Source organism: Pseudomonas sp. TH08 (genome assembly GCF_016651275.1).
GTDB lineage: Bacteria > Pseudomonadota > Gammaproteobacteria > Pseudomonadales > Pseudomonadaceae > Aquipseudomonas.
In genome coordinates, this window is the sequence record NZ_JAEKEE010000003.1 from 143447 (window position 1) to 165323 (window position 21877).

11 protein-coding genes (1 of these 11 only partly in view) are annotated in these 21877 nt (G+C 60.5%); 7 read left to right on the plus strand and 4 right to left on the minus strand.

Translation table 11 applies throughout. The features are described from left to right. Window positions 1-4100, minus strand: partial view of a non-ribosomal peptide synthetase gene (locus JFT91_RS13960; RefSeq protein ID WP_201232739.1) — the start only. 8923 nt of this gene lie to the left of the window's left edge; the window shows 4100 of its 13023 coding nt (coding positions 1-4100); the start codon lies at window positions 4098-4100; its stop codon lies off the left edge, out of view. Between the two features lie 255 nt (window positions 4101-4355). After that, window positions 4356-10766: a non-ribosomal peptide synthetase gene (locus JFT91_RS13965; protein ID WP_201232740.1), complete on the minus strand. Its 6411-nt coding sequence runs from the start codon at window positions 10764-10766 to the stop codon at window positions 4356-4358. Between the two features lie 485 nt (window positions 10767-11251). On the opposite strand from JFT91_RS13965, the gene JFT91_RS13970 reads away from it, so the two are divergent. The 6 genes from JFT91_RS13970 to relB all read left to right on the plus strand — a co-directional run bounded on the left by JFT91_RS13970 (window position 11252) and on the right by relB (window position 15900). Beyond that, entirely contained in the window at window positions 11252-12046 is a 795-nt protein-coding gene (locus JFT91_RS13970) for a helix-turn-helix transcriptional regulator (RefSeq protein WP_201202736.1), read from the plus strand. A gap of 504 nt (window positions 12047-12550) precedes the next feature. Further along, a complete protein-coding gene (locus JFT91_RS13975) occupies window positions 12551-13945 on the plus strand; it encodes an efflux transporter outer membrane subunit (RefSeq protein WP_274610084.1) in 1395 nt (464 codons plus the stop codon). Between the two features lie 156 nt (window positions 13946-14101). Then, on the plus strand, window positions 14102-14707 hold the full coding sequence (locus JFT91_RS13980) for an SCO family protein (RefSeq protein WP_201202734.1): 606 nt from the start codon (window positions 14102-14104) through the stop codon (window positions 14705-14707). Beyond that, window positions 14707-15192: a copper chaperone PCu(A)C gene (locus JFT91_RS13985; RefSeq protein WP_201202733.1), complete on the plus strand. Its 486-nt coding sequence runs from the start codon at window positions 14707-14709 to the stop codon at window positions 15190-15192. Before JFT91_RS13980 ends, JFT91_RS13985 begins: the two co-directional genes overlap by 1 nt. A gap of 139 nt (window positions 15193-15331) precedes the next feature. Continuing rightward, window positions 15332-15706 (plus strand): hypothetical protein, encoded by a 375-nt coding sequence (locus JFT91_RS13990; RefSeq protein WP_201202732.1) that lies wholly within the window; start codon window positions 15332-15334, stop codon window positions 15704-15706. Next, a complete protein-coding gene (gene relB / locus JFT91_RS13995; RefSeq protein ID WP_201232741.1) occupies window positions 15703-15900 on the plus strand; it encodes a type II toxin-antitoxin system RelB family anti-toxin in 198 nt (65 codons plus the stop codon). Before JFT91_RS13990 ends, relB begins: the two co-directional genes overlap by 4 nt. Before the next feature lie 23 nt (window positions 15901-15923). Here the strand turns inward: relB and JFT91_RS14000 are convergent, their stop codons facing one another. Next, window positions 15924-16940: a sterol desaturase family protein gene (locus JFT91_RS14000; RefSeq protein WP_201232742.1), complete on the minus strand. Its 1017-nt coding sequence runs from the start codon at window positions 16938-16940 to the stop codon at window positions 15924-15926. A gap of 310 nt (window positions 16941-17250) precedes the next feature. Between JFT91_RS14000 and JFT91_RS14005 the strand changes: the two genes are divergently transcribed. Continuing rightward, complete coding sequence (locus tag JFT91_RS14005) at window positions 17251-19461, plus strand: sulfatase-like hydrolase/transferase (protein ID WP_201202730.1); 2211 nt, start codon at window positions 17251-17253, stop codon at window positions 19459-19461. A gap of 102 nt (window positions 19462-19563) precedes the next feature. Here JFT91_RS14005 and JFT91_RS14010 read toward each other — a convergent pair whose 3' ends face one another. After that, complete coding sequence (locus JFT91_RS14010) at window positions 19564-21600, minus strand: TonB-dependent receptor (protein ID WP_201232743.1); 2037 nt, start codon at window positions 21598-21600, stop codon at window positions 19564-19566. Window positions 21601-21877 lie beyond the last annotated feature (277 nt).

The window sequence follows — 21877 nt, forward strand, 5'->3', positions numbered from 1 at the left end:
GCTTCGTGGGCCTGATCATCGGCCCCGAGCCGCGCCTGTGCGACAAAGTTACGATACTGCACCGGCGGCGGCAGATCGACGCTATGGCCGAGCATGACGTCGCTCATTTCCGCAACCAGCACTTCCAGAGCGGTGTGATCGAGGACGATATGGTGCATCAGGAGAATGCCGATCCAGCGGTTGTGCGACCGATCTTCGGTGTAGACAAAGCGCATCAGCGGCGCGCGATTGAGGTCCAGGCGATAGTGCCGCGGATCGAAACGCGCCTGCATCTGCGCCAGTACATCGCCGTCGAGCTCATCGGCATCGACGCGTTCCAGCGCCAGCGGCGCCTCGCGCCAGACCACTTGCACCGCCTCTTCCAGCCCTTCCCAGACAATGCCGGTGCGCAGAATGTCATGGCGCTTGATCACGCTGTTCAAGGCACGGACGAAGTCTTTGATCTGCGCCAGACCGTCGAAGGCGAATTGCGTCTGCAACACATACGGATCACCGGTACGGGTTGCCAGATGGTGATAGAGAATCCCCGCCTGCAACGGCGCCAGAGCATAAATATCCTGCACATTGGCAATACCGCCCGGCACGCTGGCGACGACACGGTCAACAGCGGCTTGATCGAGATGGGTCAGCGGCAACATGGCCGGGGTAATGCGCGAGCATCCCGGCTCGATCAGGTTGTCCGGCACGACGATGACGCGCTCCTTGCTCAAGGTCGCCGCCAGCGCCGCCACGCTTGGCTGGCCGAACAGCACGCGCACGTCGCAATGCAAATCCTGCTGACGCATGCGCTCGATCAGCTTCACCGCCAGCAACGAATGACCGCCGAGTTCGAAGAAGTTGTCATGGCGACCGACCTGCTCGACGCCCAGTAGTGTTTGCCAGAGCCCGGCAATCAGCGTTTCCACGGCACCGACCGGTGCTTCGAAACCACGCCGGGCAAAGGCCTCGCTGTCCGGCGCCGGCAAGGCTTTGCGGTCGAGCTTGCCGTTGGTGGTCAGCGGCAAAGCGTCCAGACGCACGAACGCGCTCGGCACCATGTACTCAGCCAGCGACGCCAGCAGTTGATCGCGCAATTGCGCCACGTCCGGCGCGGCGCCTGCGTCGGCCAGCCAGTAAGCGACCAGACGTTGATCGCCGGGGCTGTCCTCACGAGCGATCACCACGGCTTCACGCACGCCTGCGCAGGCCGCCAGGCGAGCTTCGATTTCGCCCAGTTCGATGCGGAAACCGCGAATCTTCACCTGATCGTCATTGCGGCCCAGGTATTCGAGGCTACCGTCGGCGGCCCAGCGTGCGAGGTCGCCGGTTTTGTACAACCGCGCATCGGCGTTTTCACCGAACGGATCATTGATAAAACGCTCGGCCGTCAGCGCTTCACGGTTCAGATAACCGCGCGCGACACCTGCGCCGCCAACGTACAACTCGCCAATCACGCCGGCCGGAACCGGTTCACGCTGAGCATCGAGAACATACAGTTGCAGGTCGGGAATGCGCACACCAATCGGGCTGACGCCGACCAACTGCGCGTCGGCAGCCTGCAACGGCCGATAGGTCACGTGCACGGTGGTTTCGGTGATGCCGTACATATTCACCAACCGCGTTCCGGCATTGCCGACCCGCGCATACCACGGCTTGAGCAGGCCCGGCTCCAACGCTTCGCCACCGAAGATCACTTCACGCAGCGAGTGCTGCAACGGGCTGCGACCCTGTGCGGCGATCAATTGGCGGAACGCGCTCGGCGTCTGGTTGAGCACGGTTACGCCGGTTTTACACAGCAGTGCATAGCAGTCGTCTGGCGAGCGGCTGACGGCTTGCGGGACCAGCAGCAATTGCCCGCCAAACGCCAGCGCGCCCCAGATTTCCCACACCGAGAAGTCGAACGCGAAGGAATGGAACAGCGCCCCAATGTCCTGCTGATTGAACTCGAACCAGTCCTGGGTGGCAGAGAACAGGCGCGCCACGTTGCGGTGCTCGACCATCACGCCTTTGGGCAAACCGGTGGAGCCGGAGGTGTAGATCACGTAGGCCAAATGGGCTGGTGTCAGTTCGGGGATCTGCGGATTGCTGTCGAGTTCGGCCTTCAGGTGGCCGCTGTCGAGGTCGATCTGCGGCACGTCGAGATCGGCGACGCACTCGCGCGTCGCGGCTTGCAGGAGCACGGCTGCCGGGGCGCTGTCCTGCAAGGTGAAATGAATACGCTCCAGTGGATAGGCCGGGTCGATCGGCACGTAACCGGCGCCGGCCTTGAGTACGCCGAGCAGGCCGATGATCATTTGCGGGCCACGTTCGACGCAGATAGCCACGCGATCGTCAGGACGAATGTTCAGCGCCAGAAGGTGATGGGCGACCTGATTAGAGCGGCGGTTGAGTTCGCCGTAGCTGAGCGTCTGCCCTTCGAAAATCAACGCCGTGGCGTCCGGGCGGGCGTGCGCACGGGCTTCGAATTGCTGGTGAATCAGCGGCGTTTCGGCGAACTGCGCCAGCGGAGCATTGCCGCCGTGCAGCAGCTGTTGGCGTTCGCTGGCCGGGAGGATTTGCAGAGTGTGCAGCGGCGCATCAGGCGTGTGTTGCAGGGCCGTGGCCAGGCTTTCCAGTGCGGCATTCAGATAAGCCGTCATGCGCTCGGCGCCGAGCACGGCATCCGCCAGCGCGGTGATACGCAAGTCTTCGCCGAGGTCATCGATGTTGATCGTCAGCGGATAGTTGGTGCGCCCTCGGACGCCCACCATTTGTACACCGGAGGCAATGTCGATCACGTCAGCGATTGCTTCGGCGCTGTTGTGCCGATAATTGAGGATCGCGCTGAACAGTGGCGTTGGCACAGCCACTGCGCTGCAGCGTTGGGCCAGGGCCAGCGAGGCTTGCTCATGGGCCAGCAACGCGGTCAGGCGCCGATGTCCCGCCAGCACGCCAGCACGCACGCTTTGCTCGCCGACATCAACCCGCAGCGGCAGCGTGTTGATGAACATCCCCAACGCCTGCTCACCGCCCTCGCCCGCGTCCATCCGCCCCAGCAGCACAGTGCCAAACACCACCGCCGTGCGCCCGGACAATTGCCCCAGCACCCGCGCCAGTGCCAAGTGCGTCAGGCTTGCAACACTCACGCCCAACTGCCGAGCCTGTTCGCGCAACTGCCGGATCAAGCGACCGTCGAGCATCAACGAGGCTTGCTCGATGGCGTGGCCGTCGCCCTGTACATCCTGCACACCGCACGGCAGCGTTGGCTCGTCGATGTCGGCAAGCATCTCGCGGAAAAACGCTTCCTGAGCCTGCTCATTGCCAGCATTGCGTGCCCTGGCCAAATGATCGCGATACGGCACCGCCGGGCCGACCTGCTCCGCGTGTCCAAGAAGGTATGCGCGGGTTTCGCGGCGCACCACGTCGAGGGCGACGTGGTCCATGATCAAGTGGTGAAACAACAACAACGCAACCACACGATCATTGTCCGGATCGGCGGCGTACACCAGACGCAGCAACGGCGCCTGCTGCACATCGAGACGGAAAAACCGTGGGTCATGACGTTCCAGCAACTGCGTCAGTACGTCACCGTCGGCGTCGAGTTCGACTTCCTCGCAGAACAGCGGCGCATGGCGTTGTACCACTTGCACGGCCTCGTCGAGGTATTCCCAGACAAACGAAGTGCGCAGGATGTCGTGCCGTTTGACCACCCAACGCAACGCCTGCGCGAACGCCTCCAGCCGTTCCTGGCTGTCGAACACGAAGAGCGCCTGAGAGCTGTAGGGGTCGCCGGCAACCGCCGAGAGATGGTGATAAAGCATGCCCTCCTGCAACGCGGACAGCGGATAAATATCCTGCACATTGCCGGCACCACCCGGCACCGTGGCAACGATGCGGTCAAGCGCTTCCTGCTGCAGATTCACCAGCGGCAGCATGTCCGGGGTGATGCGAAAGGCCGGGCTCAACCAGTCACCGCCGTGTTCGGCGACCAGCTCCAGCAGTTGCGCCTTGTGCGCCGAAAGGCTATCCCACAACGCATCATCCAGCGCGTCGTCGCTGCCCAGAATGACCAGGTCTTCATCTTCCTGTTGAAGGCGGATCGCATGGGTGGAAATAACAGCCATCAGTTCGCTGAAATGCATGAGGTAACCTGCTGTAAATACGGAAAAAAGGAGCGCGCAGCAGCGAGTCCGTGCACACGGCGCGCAGCCTGGAAAAACTAAAACATCGGGGCGTGGGTGTCTGACATGGGAAGCGGGGACAATCCGTCTCCCCATAGGCCGTAACCCTTTGAATCCCACCGTAGGAGCTGCCGCAGGCTGCGATCTTTTGATCTTGTTTTTAAAACATCAAAGTCAAAAGATCGCAGCCCGTGGCAGCGCCTACCGCTTGAACTCTCAGAGGCGGCGCTTGCGGTTGAGACTTGGGATGGTGGTCTGGGCGATTTCAACCTGCCTGGCCTGCCGCGAGGTCTGTGCCGCCAGCGCGGCCAGCGTCGGCTGACTGAACAGCGTCCGCGCGTCGACATGCAGCCCGGCCAGACGCATGCGCGCCACCAGACTCACCGCCAGCAACGAATGCCCGCCCAGTTCAAAGAAGTTGTCGTGGCGCCCAACCTGCTCGACCTTGAGCACTTGCGCCCAGATCTGCGCCAGGGCCATTTCCACGTCCCCTTCGGGTGCCGCATAAGGACGACTGAGCAGCGCCTCCGCCCCCGGCTCCGGCAACGTCTTGCGGTCGATTTTGTCGTTGGGCGTCAAGGGCAACGCCGCCAGCATCACGTAAGCGCCAGGCACCATGAACTCCGGCAATCGCGCCAACACATGCGCGCGCAACGCTTCAAGCGTGGGCGCAGCGACGCCGGTACGCACTGAGTAATACGCCACCAGTCGCTCATCGCGTACCAGCACCACCGCCTCGCGGATCGCCGGGTGCTCGAGCAGGCGCGCTTCAATCTCGCCCAGCTCAAGGCGCACCCCGCGCAGCTTGACCTGAAAGTCATTGCGACCGAGGAACTCGAGATTGCCGTCAGCGCCGTAACGCACCAGATCGCCGGTGCGATACAAGCGATCACCGGCCACGAACGGGCTGTCGATAAAGCGTTCGGCCTGCAGTTGCGGCAGCCCCAGATAGCCGCGCGCCACGCCCACCCCGCCAATGTGCAAATGCCCGCTGACGCCAACCGGCACCGGTTGATCGCAGCCATCGAGGACATACAGCCGCGTGTTGCTCAGCGCCTTGCCGATCGGCACCAGTGTCGGCGGCACCGGCTCGCCGGGCTCCAGCGTCCAGCCGCTGCTGTCGACCGTGGTTTCGGTCGGCCCATAGACGTTGTGCAGGCGCACCCACGGCAGGCGTTCACGCACTTGCCGTGCCAGGGCGACGGTTAACTCGCCGCCACCGTTGAGCACATCGGTGAGGCTGGTGCACTGACTGACATCGTCCTGTTCGATGAACTGCTGCAACAGCGCCGGGACGAACTTGACCACGGTAATGTTCTGCTCGCGGATCACTTGCGTCACATAGGCCGAATCGCGATTGCCATCGGCGCGCGCAAGCACCAGGCGCATGCCCGAACACAGCGGCCAGAAAATCTCCCACACCGAACTGTCGAAACTGTACGGGGCCTTTTGCAGCAACGCGCCGTGGTCAGTGGGCGGCGCAAGTTGCGAGCCCCAGTGCACCATGTTGCAGGCGCTGCGGTGCTCGATCATCACCCCCTTCGGCGTACCGGTGGAGCCGGAGGTGTAGATCATGTAGGCCAGACTGGAGGCATTCAGCCCGGGGACCTGCGGATTACTCTCGGGGTTGTACTGCCAACTGCCACGGTCGAGATCGATCACCGGCACGCCGGGTTCGCTCAGCAGATCGCGCGTCGCGGCATGCACCAGCAGCGCGACCGGCGCGCTGTCCTGCAACATGTAGTTCAGCCGTTGCAGCGGATAATCCGGATCGAGCGGCACATAAGCACCTCCGGCCTTGAGAATGCCCAACAGGCCGATCACCAGCTCAGGCCCGCGCTCGACGCAGATGGCTACCCGCGAATCCGGCTGTACGCCCAGCCCGCGCAGATAATGGGCCAAGCGGTTGGCTTGCTCGTTCAACTGGCGATAGGTCAGGCGCTGCCCGGCGAATTGCACCGCAATGGCATCCGGCTTGCGCTGCACCTGTTGTTCGAACAGCGCTTGCAGCGGCTGGTCCATCGGGCAATCGACTGCCGTATCGTTGAACTCAATCAGCAGCTGTTGCAGCTCTGCTCGCGACAGCAACGGCAGACTGTTCAACGGCCGTTGCGGTGCAGTTTCCAGCGCCTCGACCAAGCCGCTCAACGCCGCCTGCACGTATGCGCAAATCCGTTGTGCGCCAATGTCCGACAAGGTTCTGGTGGTCAGGCGCAAGCCCGTGCCGAGGTCATCGACACTCAGGGTAAACGGGTAATTGGTGCGCTCCTCGTTGGCCAGCGTCTCGATGCCCTGCCAGGTTTGCCGAGAGGTTTTTTGCTCGACATCATCGCTGTGCCGGTAGTTGAGCAAGGCACTGAACAGCGGCGCAGGTGCGGCAACGCCACTGCAACGTTGGGCCAGCGCCAATGAGGCGTGTTCATGACCGAGTAAAGCGCTCAGGCGCGCATGGGTGGATTGCACCGCCGTGCGCGCGCCCTCGCCGACATCGACCCGCAGCGGCAAGGTGTTGATGAACACCCCCAACGCTCGGTCTGCGCCCGCGCCGCCCTGCATTCGGCCCATCAGCACCGTGCCGAACACCACACTTTGCTGGCCAGAGGTCGCCGCCAACACTTGCGCCCAGGCGAGATGGATCAAACTGGCGACACTCACGCCAGCCAGACGCACCTGCTGTTGCATGCGCTGATAGAGATCGGGCGCCACGGTTTGCTCGGCTTCTTCGATGTTGCTGCCGTCGCCCTGGACGTTCTGCAAAGCGAACGGCAAGGTCGGCTCGTCGATGTCGCCGAGCATCTGGCGAAAGAACGCTTCATGCTCCTGCTCGCTGACGCCGAATCTCGTTTGCGCCACATAGTTGCGGTACGGCACCGGTGCTGCCAGCGGTTCGCCGTGCCCGGACAGGCTGGCGTGAATTTCTTCGCGCATCGCCTCCAATGCGATGTGATCCATCGCCAGATGGTGGAACAGCAAGATGCCCACCACCCGGTTTTGCTCCGGGTCACGGGCAACCATCAGGCGCAGCAGCGGCGCCTGGCTTATGTCGAGGCGATAACGCCGCGCGTCGAAGCGCTGGTGTAATTGATCGATGATCGCGCCGTGGGCAGGATCCAGCTCAAGCTCTTGCACCGGCAAAATGGCCTCGCGCCACACCACCTGCACCGGTGACGTCAGCCCTTCCCAGACCACTGCCGTGCGCAGGATGTCGTGGCGCGCCATGACCTGACGCAACGCAGCAGCGAAAGCCTCGACCCGCTCGAGACTGTCGAACGCCAGCAGTGATTGCAGCAGGTACGGATCGCCCTGTGCGGCGGTGATGTGGTGATAGAGAATGCCTTCCTGCAACGGCGCCAACGGGTAGATGTCCTGCACATTGGCGGCACCGCCCGGCACGGTGGCGACGATACGCTCGATCATCCCCTGATCCAGTTGCACCAAGGGCAGCAGGTCCGGCGTGATGTGCGTGCAATCGGCGGCAATACGGTTGGCCGGCACCTCGACTTCGCGGCCGCTGCCCTCCGCTGCTGCCAGCGCTGCCAGCGTCGGTTGATTGAACAACACCCGCACATCGCTGCTCATGCCGATCTGGCGCATGCGTTCGATCAGGCCCACCGCCAACAACGAGTGGCCGCCCAGCTCAAAGAAATGGTCGTGCCGTCCTACCCGCTCGACCTGCAAAACCTCGGCCCAGATCTGCGCCAGGGCAATTTCGACATCACCCTGTGGCGCCTCGTATCCGCGACGAATCAACGCTTCCGGCCCCGGTACCGGCAGGGCCTGGCGATCGAGCTTGCCGTTGGCCGTCAGGGGCAAACTCGCCAGGCGCACGTAAGCGGCCGGTAGCATCGCGGCCGGCAATCGCGACGTCAGATGCGCGTGCAGTCGCAGGATATCCAGCGCCTCACGTTCGGTGAACCACGCCAACAATTGGCCATCGCGCACCAGCACCACCGCTTCTTGCACCGCATCATGGCTGGCAAGAGCGGCTTCGATTTCGCCCAGTTCGACACGCACACCGCGCACCTTTACCTGGTCATCGTTACGGCCGATGTACTCAAGGTTGCCGTCGGCGCGCCAACGTGCGAGGTCGCCCGTACGATACAGGCGCGCATCCGGCTGCGCACTGAACGGGTCGTCGAGGAAGCGTTCGGCCGTCAATTCCGGGCGATTCAGATAGCCCCGTGCAACCCCGGCGCCGCCGACATACAGCTCGCCGATGATGCCAATCGGCACCGGGCGCTGTTGATCATCGAGCAAATAAGCCGTGGCATTACTCACCGGTTTGCCGATGTGCAACGCTTGCCCCGGCGTGATCAGGCCTGAAGTGGCGACCACCGTGGCTTCGGTCGGGCCATAGTTGTTGACCACCGCAAAACCCTGCGCGCGATTGAACTGGCGCAGGCGATCGCCGCCGATCAACAAAGTGCGCAAGGTCGGGTGATCGAGTTGTTTACTGAAGGCGTATTCGGCGATCGGCGTGGGTAAAAAGCTGACGTCCAGCGGCTGCGCTCGCCACCACGCCAGCAGCGCGTCGATGTCTTCGTTGCCGTCGGTTGCGGGTGAAAAATGCACCGTCGCCCCGGCACACAACGCCGGCCAAAGCTCCCACGCCATCGCGTCGAAACCGAAGCCGGCCAGGCTCGACGTGTGCTGCCCCGGGCCGAGACCGAAAGCCTCGCAGTGCCAGTCGACCAGATTGCACAAGGTGCGGTGTTCGACCATCACGCCCTTGGGCAACCCGGTCGAGCCCGAGGTGTAAATCACATAAGCGAGGTTCGCCGTGGTCAGGCCGGGCACGCTCGGGTTGGCAAAGTTGTCCGCCGGCCCTTCGCGCTGATCCAGCTCGATCACTGGCACATCCAGTTTCGGCAGACGTGCACGCAGGTCGCTGAGCGTCAGGACGACAACCGGCGCGCTGTCATTGAGCAGATAGTTCAAACGCTCGGAGGGATGCGCAGGATCGATCGGCACATAACCGGCTCCGGCTTTCAGAACCGCCAGCAAGCCAACCAGCGTGTCGAGCCCGCGGCGGCCGACAATTGCCACCCGGTCATCCGGTTGCACGCCGAGTTCGAGTAACTGATGCGCAAGCGAGTTGGCTTGCCGGTTAAGCTCGGCATAGCTCAGCGCCTGCCCCTGATAAATCACTGCCGGTGTCTCCGGGCGCTCAGCAGCCTGGTTTTCGATTCGCTGGTGAATGCTCTGCGCAGGTGGGTACACGACGTTCGTCGCATTCCACTGCTGCAACAGGACTGACTCTGCCGCTGTGCTCAAACTGAAATCGAGCACCGACAGACTCAGTTCTTCGAGACCTTGTTCGAGTATCAGTAACCAGCGCTCAGCGATTGCCTGAATCTCGTCGGCAGTGAAATAGGCTTCGCTGTAAATCAGGTAGAGGCTGGCGCTGTCGTTACCGTCGTTGCTCAGCAAATGGACAGCCAGCGGAGTGGCCTCCTCCAGACTCGAGACCTTGATCACTCGCGCCAACGCTTCGCCGTAACGATGTTCATGGGCATCCTGCTCATAGGACACGGTCAGTTCGAACAATTGCCCGCGGTCTTCGCGCAGCAGGCCAAGGGCACGGTTCATCTCACTCAGGGGAAAGCGCTGATGACGAAAATCCCTCTTCAGCTCATCACGGATGGCCATGATCAACTCACCGAACGACAATTCGCGACCAAAACCCATCCGTACCGCACTGACCTGGGCAAACAGCCCGATCGTGGATTTGTAGCGGGCGCCGGAGCGATTGAGTATCGGCAGCCCCACAACCCATTCGTCGCGCTGTGCAGTCCGGCTGAAATACACATGCAAGGCGGCCAGCAACACATGAAACGCGGAAGCGCCAAGATCACGGCCCACCTGTTTCATACGCTCATGCAACCGGGGCGCCAACTCCCGAGCGAACACCCGCGTTTGTACGTCCTTGCCGGCAAAGTCCTGCTGATAACGCGGCACCAGCAACGGCTCGGGCATCGACTGATATTTATCAAGCCAATAGGCGCGGTCGAGTGCATAACGTGGCGAGTGACGATAGCGCGCATCATCCTCAATGAAGTCGATATAGGAAGGCGCCGAATCGGGCGCGGGGTTCCCGACTGCCAATGCATTATAGATTTCGTCCAGGGAATCGAGCATTGCGCCGAAGCTCCAGCCATCAACGATCAGGTGATGCGCGAGTATGGAAAGCCAATGCCGGTTATCGTCGAAGCGGATCAGCAGAAAGCGGAACAGTGGTCCGCCATCCAGTACAAAGACCTCATCGATGCGCTCCTGAATCAACGACCGCGCCGCCGCTTCAGGATCGGGATCTGTGGACACATCATGCGTCGCCATCGGCGCAGGCAACGAAGGGGCAAACCGCTGCAAGGGCAATCCGTCGGCCCCGGCACCCGGCAACAGGACCGTGCGCATCGCGTCATGACGCGCCACCAGACACTCGAGCGCCGCTTGCATCCGCGCCGGGTCCAGAGGGCCAGTCAACTCCATGTATCCGCCGATGTTGTACAGCGGCGAATCTCCGCGGCTCAGTTGATCCAGCCAGATATCCCGTTGGGCGGCAGTCAGGGCGAACGTCACGGGCGAAGCGGACTGATCGTCCGCCACGTGGGCAGAAATAGGCGGCATAAGATCCTTCTCATGTGATTTTGCCGGTATTCAAGCATCGGCCCCGCCGCCGACATGACACCTGAAACCCGGACAACTACCTCCCCAGCCGCGCCCGACAGTACATATCGGCCTGATTCGCATAGGTCTTGTCGAAGTTTTCGGAGAGGAAATACTGAAAAGCTTGTAGGAAAAGAACCACATGCGAATGCCGCCATTTGCCCGAGGATCGACGATCGTGGAACTCGATCTCCCGAGTTTGCGGGCCCTTACAGTGACTGAATAGTCACGCTGACCGATTTTCTAGCCGACTACCCCGTCAGAACCCCGGCGCCAAATTTCAGAAATAGTGGCACTTTGTGTCCCTGTTTCCCCCTACAGACGTAGGACAAATCCATAGGCTTAAATCCCGCTCCAGTTCGTGTTCAAGGAGAAATGACTGGGTGGGCGGCTTTTACAGAGACGGCAGACGATTCAGTGATGGCTCTGAACCAAGGATGAAGGATATGAATCTGACCGGCAGCATTCGCGACATGGAAAATCCGCACTTCTACTGGCAACTTGGGGAACTGATTGCGAGCACCGGCGATGATCACTTCGCCACGAACATGTTCCAGTTGGTCGACACGCTGGTACCGGTCAACCGGGTCGATCTCAGTGAGTGGACGCTGGATGAGCGCCAGGCCAGCGTGGTCGAGATCAAGGCGCTGGGCAGTGCCGGACTGGCACAGCATTGTGCGCCGTCCGTTCCGCTGGAGCGTCCGGACGATCATCCGCTGCTGGAGAAGATGATCGAAATGAACGACTCGTTGCTGATCCAGTTGAGAGCTTCGCTGCAATCTCGCCACCCTGCGTACAGCGTTCATCAGTGCAATCTGGTGTCGCGCACTTCCAACCGGCGCTGCGTCATCTCGTTTTACCGGCCGCACACCCAGCGGGTGTTTTCTCTGCCGGAACTGTCGTTTCTCAAGAGTCTCTCCGACACCCTGTTGCCGCTGATCGAGCGACATGCGCAGATCAGCCGGCAAACCCTCGCCAGGCAACCGCGCCAGCCCATGGCCGAACTGGATCAGGCGCCGCTGGCGCAGGTGTTTGATGAACGGTTGGGGTTCAGCGCGATTGTGCTGTCGGCGCGTGAAAAAGAGGTTTGCCTGGGTTTGTTGACTGGCGCCACCGTGCCGCAAATGGCGGAAAAACTGCGGGTCAAGAACAGCTCGATCGAGACCTATCTCAAACGTGCCACGGCCAAATTGGGTGTCCGTGGCCGGCATGGCCTGGCGAAATGGATGGCCGGGGCCTGAGCTGAACCGCTGAATTTCCTGACCTGTTAACACTGTGGAGAGAGATCTTTCTGTGGCCTGGGAATTACCTGTGATCTGAGGATTTATCTGTGATCTGGGGGTTTATCTGTGATCTGGGGATTTACCTGTGATCTGGGGATTTACCTGTGATCTGGGGATTTATCTGTGATCTGGGGATTTATCTGTGATCTGGGGATTTACCTGTGATCTGGGGATTTCTCTGGGATGAGGGGATTTATCTGGATGAGAGGATTTCTCTGGGATGAGAGGATTTCTCTGGGATGAGGGGATTTATCTGGATGAGAGGATTTCTTTGGGATGAGGGGATTTATCTGTGGCGAGGGGATTTATCCCCGTTGGACTGCGCAGCAGTCCCCTTGTAAGTCAAAAGAGGGGCCGCTTCGCAGCCCATCGGGGATAAATCCCCTCACCACAGATAAATCCCCTCACCACAAAATGCTCGTCTGCTTTCAATCTTTCATCTTCCGCGCATGAGGCTGTTCGATGTCGACGTTGCGATTCTCTCTGCTGTCCTTAGCTATGCTGATGGCCGGCTGCTCGCTGATTCCTGACTACCAGCGGCCCGCAGCCCCTGTTGCCGCGCAATACCCGACGCCGACGCTGGCCTCGGCCAGCACTGAAGACTGGCGCACGCTGTTCAATGATCCAGCCCTGCAACAACTCATCGAAAGCGCCTTGATCAACAACCGCGACTTGCGCGTCGCAGCGCTCAATGTCGAAGCCTTCCAGGCGCAATACCGCATTCAGCGTGCCGACCTGTATCCAGCGGTGTCGGCCAATGCCAGCGAATCGCGCCAGCGCATGCCACCCAGTGTGACCAAAAGCAAAGCGCTGATTAATTCGACCTACGCGGTCAATCTCGGCATCAGTGCCTATGAACTGGATTTTTTCGGCCGGGTGCGCAGCCTCAGCGAGCAGGCCTTGCAAACCTGGCTGTCCACCGAAGAGGCGCGGCGCAGCGCGCAGTTGAGTCTGGTGGCCAACGTCGCCAACGCTTACCTGACCTGGCGCGCCGATCAGGAACTGCTTGAACTGACCCGCGACACCCTCGCTGCCGATGAACAAAGCCTGCACCTGACCACGCGCAACCGCGACGCCGGCAAGTCTTCCGCGCTGGAACAGGCTCAGGCGAAAACCAGTGTCGACAGTTCACGGGCCAATCTGGCGCGCTATCAACGCCAGGTCGCGCAGGACTTGAACAGCCTGACGCTGTTGGTCGGTGCACCGGTACCGGAGTCGTTGCCCGTGCGTCCACTCGCCAGCGATCTGGTGGAACAACTGCCTGCCGGGTTGCCCTCGGACCTGCTGCAACGGCGCCCGGACATTCTTCAGGCCGAGTACAAACTCAAAGCCGCCAACGCCAATATCGGCGCCGCGCGGGCGGCGTTTTTCCCCAGTGTCAGCCTGACCGCCAACGCCGGTACCTCCAGCCGCGATCTCTCCGGACTGTTCGGCAGCGGCTCCGGCGCGTGGACGTTTCAACCGCAAATCAGCCTGCCGATTTTCAATGCCGGCAGCCTGCGTGCGAGCCTGGATTACTCAAAGTTGCAGAAAGACGTGGCGGTCGCCGAATACGAAAAATCGATTCAAACGGCGTTTCAGGAAGTGGCCGATGGACTGGCAGCGCGCGCCACTTATCAGCAACAACTGCAGGCCCAAAGCGACCTGGTGCAAGCCACGCAAACCTATTACAACCTGGCGCAGAATCGTTACAAGAACGGCGTCGACAGCAGCCTGACGTTTCTCGATGCGCAGCGTTCGTTGTTCAGTTCACAGCAAGGTCTGATCACTGATCGCCTCGCGCAACTGGTCGCCGAGGTCAACCTGTACACCGCGCTGGGCGGCGGCTGGCGGGGCGATGAACCGCGCGCACAGTGAGCACTCGTCACTTTTTCTTACACCTTTTGTCGCCCTATCCCACGCCGCACGGCGATCCGCAGCCGTCGTCTGGTCTCAGTTTGGTATCATGCGCCGCTTTTACGGTTAACCCCCCGCCAGTCCTGTCGACTGACGGGCTGCAAAAGGCGGTATTAGATGACGGCTTTGTTGACTCGCCGCAAGGTGCTTGCGGGAATGGGCGTACTCGGGCTCGGCCTGCTCGCCGGCTGCGACACCCGCGGCGAACTGTCGTACAAGTACGGCAAGGATCTGAGTGACAAGATCCTCGGACGCACCTTCAAGCTGAAGAACACCGACGGCGAAACCATGTCGCTGTCGAGCTTTCGCGGCATGATGCCGATGATCTTCTTCGGCTTCACCCAGTGCCCGGCAGTCTGCCCGACCACCCTCGCCCGCGCGGCGAAAATCAAGAAACTGATGGGCAAGGACGGCGATCGCTTGCAGGTGATCTTCATCACCCTTGATCCCGAACGCGACACGCCAGAAATCCTCGACGCCTACATGAAAGCCTTCGACCCGAGCTTTGTGGCGCTGTACGGCACGCTTGAGGAAACCAAGGCCACCGCCAAGGAATTCGACGTGTTCTACGAGAAGGTCCCGGCGGGCGATACCTACACCATCTCGCACACGTCCACCAGTTACGTCTACGACTCTCGTGGCGGCTTGCGCATGGGCCTGTCCACCTCGCTTTCGGCAGAAGAATGCACCGAAGATTTGCTTACTGTTATGGAGGTTTGCTGATGCACCCTGTTTTGAACAACATAAAACGCGCCGCGCTGGCCCTGTCGCTGATGGGCCTGGCTTTCCAGGCGTCGGCGCAGACCAAAGTCGACGATGCCTGGGTACGTGCCACCGTGCCGACCCAGACCGCGAGCGGCGCGTTCATGACCGTCACCGCCGACAGCGACAGCGACAGCAAGCTGCTCAGCGTTGCGACGCCGGTGGCGAAAGACGTGCAGATTCACGAAATGACCATGAAAAACGACGTCATGAGCATGGGCCCGGTGAAGTTCGTCGAGCTGCCCGCTGGCAAAGCCGTCAAGCTTGATCCGAACGGCTACCACGTGATGCTGATGGGCCTGACCGCTCAGTTGAAAGAAGGCGAGAGCGTGCCGCTGACCCTGACCGTCGAGAACGCCAAGGGCGAGAAAGAAACCCTCGAGGTCAAAGCGCCGGTCCGCGCGCTGACCAACATGGAAGGTCACGATCACAGCAAAATGCACTGATCCGACTGACTGAAAGACCTGCGGGGCGGCATGATTGATGATCATGCCGCCCCGTTTTTTTTCGCCAATGGAAAGCGTGCTTTACATCAGAAAACGCTTCGGCGACTATGTAAAGGGTCTTTTACATAGGAATTGAAGAATGAACCGCTACTACCTCGAACTGGGCGCCGCATTGGTGCTCTACGTGCTGGTGTTGAGCCTTTCCCTGATCGCCAGCCAGTACCTGCTGGATGCCAACATTATTCTGCGATCCGTGGTGGCGCTGACCCCGATCCTCCCGGCAGGCCTGATGTGCTGGGCCATCGTGCGCAACATGCGACGCATGGACGAAATGCATCTGCGCATTCAGTTTGAAGCACTGGGTTTTGCCTTCGCCGCCTCGGCCCTGCTGACGTTCAGCTACGGTTTTCTGGAAAACGTCGGTGCGCCGCACATTCCGTGGACGTGTGTGTGGCCGGTGATGGGGCTGATGTGGATCCTCGGCCTGCAAATCGCCCGACGCCGCTACCAATGAAAAATCGCCTGAAGGAACTGCGCGCCGAGCGCAAGTGGTCGCAGGTCGATCTGGCGGAACGCCTGAACGTGTCGCGCCAGACCATCAATGCGATCGAAAACGAACGCTACGACCCGAGTTTGCCCTTGGCCTTCCAGATTGCCCGGGCATTCGAAATGCCGATTGAAAACATCTTTGATGATGGGTTGGGCTGAACCGCACTCGCTATCAATACCGGCTATCGCATATCGATTGCCCGTGCTCGCTTCGCCGACAAGTGTCGCGCCGCCTCCACGAAGGGCGTGACGATCAGGCTGTAGAGCGTGAGATAGCGCTCGTGGTCGGCCTGCCCCGTGCCGAAATGCAACTTCTCCGGCGTCGCCGTGGTGACGTACAACGTACCGAACATCCAGTCCCACACAGACAGGTTGGTGGCGAAGTTTTTGTTGAAATGGTGCGGCGCATCGCTGTGGTGGATTTGATGTTGAGCAGGACTGTTCAGCACATGTTCGATCCTGGGGCCAAACGAAAACCACACATGACTGTGCCGCAGACTCGCCGCCAGACTGTTGAGGATCAGCACCAGCCACGTCACACCGAACAAGGTATAGCGACTGACCTCTCCTCCGCAGGCATACCAGACCCCTCCGGAAAATGCCGCGATCCCCGCCGTCATGACCAGCCTTTCGACCAGCGTTTCGACAATGTGGATCCGGCTAGCGGTGGCCGGCACCAAAACCGGTGCCGAATGATGAACCTTATGGAATGCCCACAGATACCGCGAATGAAACGCCCGATGAACCCAGTAATGCAGGAAGTCCTTGAGCAGAAACACGCCCAATCCGTAAAACAGCGCAATTAACGGGTAATCGGGCAACTGCTCACGGGCACCCCAGAGGTGGCTGAAAAATCGCTGATAGTCGCCGGAATGCAGAAGGTAGGGATCGACCAGCGCCACGATCGGCAGCACCCATACGACTTTGAGAATGGCTTTGATGAAGTAGTAGCGATAATCCAGCCACGCCGAGCGATGGCCGAATACACCACCGCCACCGATGAATTGCCAAAAAGAACGTGCTGGCGTCAGTCCGCGAGATGACCTGTAGCGAAACAGCAGGTAGGCGACGCTGTAGGACGCAAGGATGAACACCACACCGACGCGACCGTTGAAGTCGAACAGGCCGACAAATTGCCCGGTAACCGGGGTGATGACCCACCGTTCAAGATGAGCATGAATTTGCGCGAGAACATCCACCGAGGTTGATCTCCATCAGAGGTCGGGCATTGTAAATCCGAAGGGTTCGCAAATGCAGCGTTAATGGATCAAAGGATCGTCGCCAAACAAAAAACCTTGTAGGAGCTGACGAGTGCAACGAGGCGGCGATCTTTTGATCCTGGTCTTTAAAAGATCGCCGCGTGCCGTAGCGCCTACAGGCGTAAACAGCCTGAAACAATAAATCCGCCGAACGCATCACCTGTGCGTTTTAAAAGGCGATCAGACAGCTGACCCTTGGTATCATCGCGCACACTTTTTTGACGTTTTAATGACTGGAAGGTCTTTTTTTGTGAGCGCTCTTTTTAACCGGTTGCGGCAGCCAACTGCCCGCCTCTTTTCGTTGATTGTTTTGGTGCTGATCGTGCCGGTGTGCCTGCGCGCGGCGGTGGGTTGGTCGACACCACTGGGCTATTTGTCAGATCTGGCCATTGGCAGTTTGCTGGTGGTTTTGCTGCATCGCCGGGCGTGGTGGCTGGCGTTGCCAGTGCTGCTGTTCTGGGGCCTGCTGGCGGTGGCGACCGCCGAACTGGTCAGCGCGGTCGGGCGCCTGCCGACGCCTTCCGACATTCATTACCTGATCGATCCGCAGTTCGTGGAAAACTCTACGGGCGGCGGGTTGGCCCATCCGGGATTGGGCATCACGCTGTTGCTGGCCCTGCTGTTCTGGGTGCTGACGCAATTCACCGCGCGCGGAACGGCGCGCCCAGCGCTGCCCCGCGCGGTATGGAGCGCGCCGTTGGTGTTGTTCGCCGCTCATTGGGGCGTGCAGAACCTGTGGCCGAGCGAGACTGACCCATGGCGCGCCTATAACCTGCCGCATCAACTGATGGCCAGCGAGGTCGCTGATCTGCAGATCCGCGCCGAAGAATGGCTGGACGGCGATGTCGAAGAACCCGCGCCGGTCATGGCCGGACTGACCGATGTCGATCTCAATGGGCAAAAATTGCTGGCGGCACCGGGTCAGGCGCGCAACGTGTTGATCATCGCCCTGGAGGGCATTCCCGGCGCCTATATCCGCGCCAACCGTGAAGCCATCGGCAGCCACTATCAGGAAGACCTGATGCCCAACCTCAGCCGCTGGGCCGAGCGCGGCATGAACACCCCGGATTACGTGCTGCACACGCACCAGACCATTCGCGGTCTGTACGCGATGCTCTGCGGCGATTATGACAAGCTCAATAACGGCACGCCAAAAGGCGTGGAAATGCTCACCCTCAACGAACGCAATCAGGCGTGCCTGCCGGCACAATTGCGCGAACACGGCTTCAGCACCCACTACCTGCAAGGTGCCGGGCTGCGCTTCATGGCCAAAGACAAAATCATGCCGCACATCGGTTTCGATGCGACCCATGGTCTGGAATGGTTCACCAACGCCAACCATCTGGAATTCCCGTGGGGCAAGGACGACAAAGCGTTCTTCGAGGGTGCGCTGGACTATGTCGGCCAACTGAAAAAGCAGAAAAAACCGTGGATGCTGACGCTGCTGACTGTGGGCACCCACCAGCCCTACTCCGCACCGGAAGATTATCTGGAGCGCTACGAAACGCCCAAGCAAGCCGCCGTCGGCTACCTCGACGATGCGCTGGAGCAGTTCCTCAGCGGTCTCGAACGCCAAGGCGTGTTGAAAGACACGCTGGTGGTGATCACTTCGGATGAATCCCATGGCATCGATGGTGTGCGCCTGGCCTCCTCCTGGGGTTTCAACCTGACACTGGCGCCGGAGCACGAACAACTGCCACGGCTGAACAAAGGCGTGTATGGCCACGTCGACCTGAGCACTTCGATCCTCGACTATTTCGACCTGCCGGTGCCCTCCGCCCTGAGCGGCCGCTCGCTGTTTCGCGACTACGACAGCGGGCGCGAAATCATGTCGTTCACCAACGGCAAACTGCGCTATCACAACGGTCAGGGGATCTTCGCCGAGTGCGACATGCCGCGCCGTTGCCGCTATTACGAGAGTGCCGGTTTCATCGCTGAAAGCGCTACGTTCAAGGGCACTTACAGCGGTCATCCCGCCAGGCAGATCGCCGCCCGCGCCAACGCGCTGGACCTGTCGTTGCTGCGCACGCCGCTCAATCACCGCTATCAGTTCGGCAGCACCAACGTCATCCCGCTGCAGGCGCAGATCAAGGATGACTGGGCCGATAATCTGATCGGCGCGCAGTATCTGGAAATGCCCAAGGGTTCGCACACCCGCGTGCGCCTGACAGTGCGTTCGGTCGATCCGCAGCAAGCAGCGTACATTCAGCTCAAGGCCAAGGAGTTTGAACAGGACGTGCAGATCGGTCTGCCGCAGGAAATGGTGGCGACCGCCGACCAGCCACTGGAAATGAACTTCAGCTTCGACAACCCGCAAGAGCGCAAGGCGTTTTCCTTCCACTTGTTGGGTTACGGCCTGGGCGCCGTCGAAGTGACGGACTTCAGCGTGATCACTGAATTGCCGGGCCAAGAGGACATGCTCGACGACGTGCCCGAAGACGACACCGCCCAATCCACCTGAGCACGCCCGTGTAGGAGCTGCCGCAGGCTGCGATCTTTTGATGTTGATTGTAAAAAACAAGATCAACAGATCGCAGCCTGCGGCAGCTCCTACGTGGGATTATCAGAACGTCGTGCGTAACCCGACCTGGATGCTGCGCCCTTCTGCCGGCGCAATGTCGCGCAGGATCGAACTGGCATAGCGAACGGTTTGATTGGTCAGGTTCTCGGCGTTGACGAAGGCCAGCCATTTGCTCTGGCCGACGTCGAAGTGATATCCCACGTTGGCGCCCAGAGTGGTGTAGCCATCGGTGCTGCTTTCATTGGCCGGCACGCGATGCTGTGAACTGGCGTGCTCGACATCGATCCGCGCCTGCCAACGATCCAGTTCCCACAGCAGGCCGCTGTTCAACCGCAACGGGGCAATGCGCGGCAGGTTCTCGCCGCTGTCGAGGTTCTTCGCACGGGTGTAGTCGCCGGACACTTCCAGGGCGAACTTGCCATAGGCGTTTTCACCGAGCGCCCAGCGGTCTTGCGCTTCAATACCGCTGAAGCGTGCACGGACGCCGGAGTAGGTGTATTCAGGAATGCCGTCGGCATCTTCCTCGCCGTCGTCATTCAGTGAGCGGCCAGTGCCGAGCAAGCCGATGTAATTGGAAAAGTGACTGTAGAACACGCCGACACTGCCCTTGTGCGTGCCGTTGTCGAAACGTAACGCCAGATCGCTGGACACGGCTTTCTCTTTCGACAGCCCGGCATCCCCGACTTCATAAGTGCCGGTCGCGACGTGGGCACCGTTGGCGTATAGCTCGTAGAACGTCGGCGCGCGCTCGGTATATCCCAGCGTCGCGGCCACCGACCAGATCGGCGTCAGCGTGTACACCGCGCCGGACGACAGACTGCCAGCGGTGAAACTGCTGGAGCGGTCAGCGTTGGCAAAACGCTCGTTACTTTTGGCGTCCGGATCGACCGTGGTGTGCTCAAGGCGCCCGCCGAGGGTAAACAGCAGTCGATCGGTGGCTTGCAGCTCTTCGAGAATAAACAACGCACCGGCATCGGTATCGGTCTGCGGCACGAAGGCTTCTTCGCCCAGTGCCGAGAACTGGTTGCGGCTGACTTGCGCACCGATCACTCCGTTGAACGGCCCCAAAGGCTGGTGCCGCGCCTCGACTCGCGCTTCATAACCTTTGTTCTTGAACGTCGTGCCGACTTCGCCACCTTCGATTTCACGATGCTGGTAATCGGTGTAACCGGCATCGAGTTTGATTGAGCTGAACGGCCCGTCGAGATTGCGCATCTCGGAGGCGAAGGCGTAGTGCTCCTGTTGCATGCGGATGCGCACATCGTCTTCGGCGGGCGAACCGTAGTTCGAATTGTAGTTGCTGTAGGACAGGCCGGCGTATCCGTCATCCCAGGTGTAAGAGCCCCCCACTGCCCCGCCGTCCTGACGCCCGTCGCTGTTGGCCAGGCGATGTTTTTTAGAATCGCCATCGTCGCTGGCACGTTCGCGACTGGTTTTCGCGTAACCGGGGATTTTCAGGTCATTGAACTCACGAGCGCTGGCGTCCAGGTGCAAAGCGAACTCACCGTTGCCAGCCTCGAGTTTGCCGGCGCTGCTGCGCGTGGTGTCGGCGCCGCCGTAACGCAACTCACCGGCACCGTGGATGCCGTCGATGGCCTCGGTCGGGATGCGATTGTCGAAGGTGTTGACCACCCCGCCGATGGCGCTGCCGCCATAGAGCAAGGCGGCAGGGCCACGAACGATTTCAATGCGCTCGACGTTGACCGGGTCCAGTGGTACTGCGTGATCGTAAGACAGCGACGAAGCATCCAGCGCGCCGACACCATTACGCAGAATGCGGATGCGGTCGCCGTCCTGACCGCGAATGATCGGCCGGCTCGCGCCCGGGCCGAAGTACGACGAAGAAACACCGGGTTGCTTGTTCAGGGTTTCGCCAAGGCTGCCCTTCGTTTGCAGCGTGAGGTCGTCGCCGCTGAGCACCGTCGACGGCGAAGCCAGTGCCTGGCTGCCAAGTGGATTGCCGGTGATGACTTGGGGTTGCAGTTCAAGGGGCTCGCCGGCAAATACCGGCGAGGTGAACAGCAACGCGACGGCCAGAGGATTGAGGCGTCGTTGCAGGAGGTGGGAACGGGCAGGCATTTCAGAATTTCCGTGAGCTGAACAATGAGAATCGCAGTCAGCGCTTGCACATTGCGCTGAAGGAAACAGAGTGAAACAAAATTAATGTTATACAATAACGTTTCATTCTGTCATTACGATTCTTGCTTTTAATTTGCCAGCAAGTGCTCAAGGACAAGGATTTCGGACGCTTAGCAGACGTTTGAAGGTGCCAGGTTTTCGTGATTAAAACCCTGAAAGACTTTACCTATCGGCGCCCAACAGTCGGCCTATTAGCTGACTGCCCAACTCGGGTCTA

What these genes read in the sequence shown, in the direction of transcription:
- JFT91_RS13965 (WP_201232740.1), bottom strand. Translation starts at nt 10,766, where the DNA reads ATGCCGCCTATTTCTGCCCACGTGGCGGACGATCAGTCCGCTTCGCCC.
- JFT91_RS13970 (WP_201202736.1), top strand. Translation starts at nt 11,252, where the DNA reads ATGAATCTGACCGGCAGCATTCGCGACATGGAAAATCCGCACTTCTAC.
- JFT91_RS13975 (WP_274610084.1), top strand. Translation starts at nt 12,551, where the DNA reads ATGTCGACGTTGCGATTCTCTCTGCTGTCCTTAGCTATGCTGATGGCC.
- JFT91_RS13980 (WP_201202734.1), top strand. Translation starts at nt 14,102, where the DNA reads ATGACGGCTTTGTTGACTCGCCGCAAGGTGCTTGCGGGAATGGGCGTA.
- JFT91_RS13985 (WP_201202733.1), top strand. Translation starts at nt 14,707, where the DNA reads ATGCACCCTGTTTTGAACAACATAAAACGCGCCGCGCTGGCCCTGTCG.
- JFT91_RS13990 (WP_201202732.1), top strand. Translation starts at nt 15,332, where the DNA reads ATGAACCGCTACTACCTCGAACTGGGCGCCGCATTGGTGCTCTACGTG.
- relB (WP_201232741.1), top strand. Translation starts at nt 15,703, where the DNA reads ATGAAAAATCGCCTGAAGGAACTGCGCGCCGAGCGCAAGTGGTCGCAG.
- JFT91_RS14010 (WP_201232743.1), bottom strand. Translation starts at nt 21,600, where the DNA reads ATGCCTGCCCGTTCCCACCTCCTGCAACGACGCCTCAATCCTCTGGCC.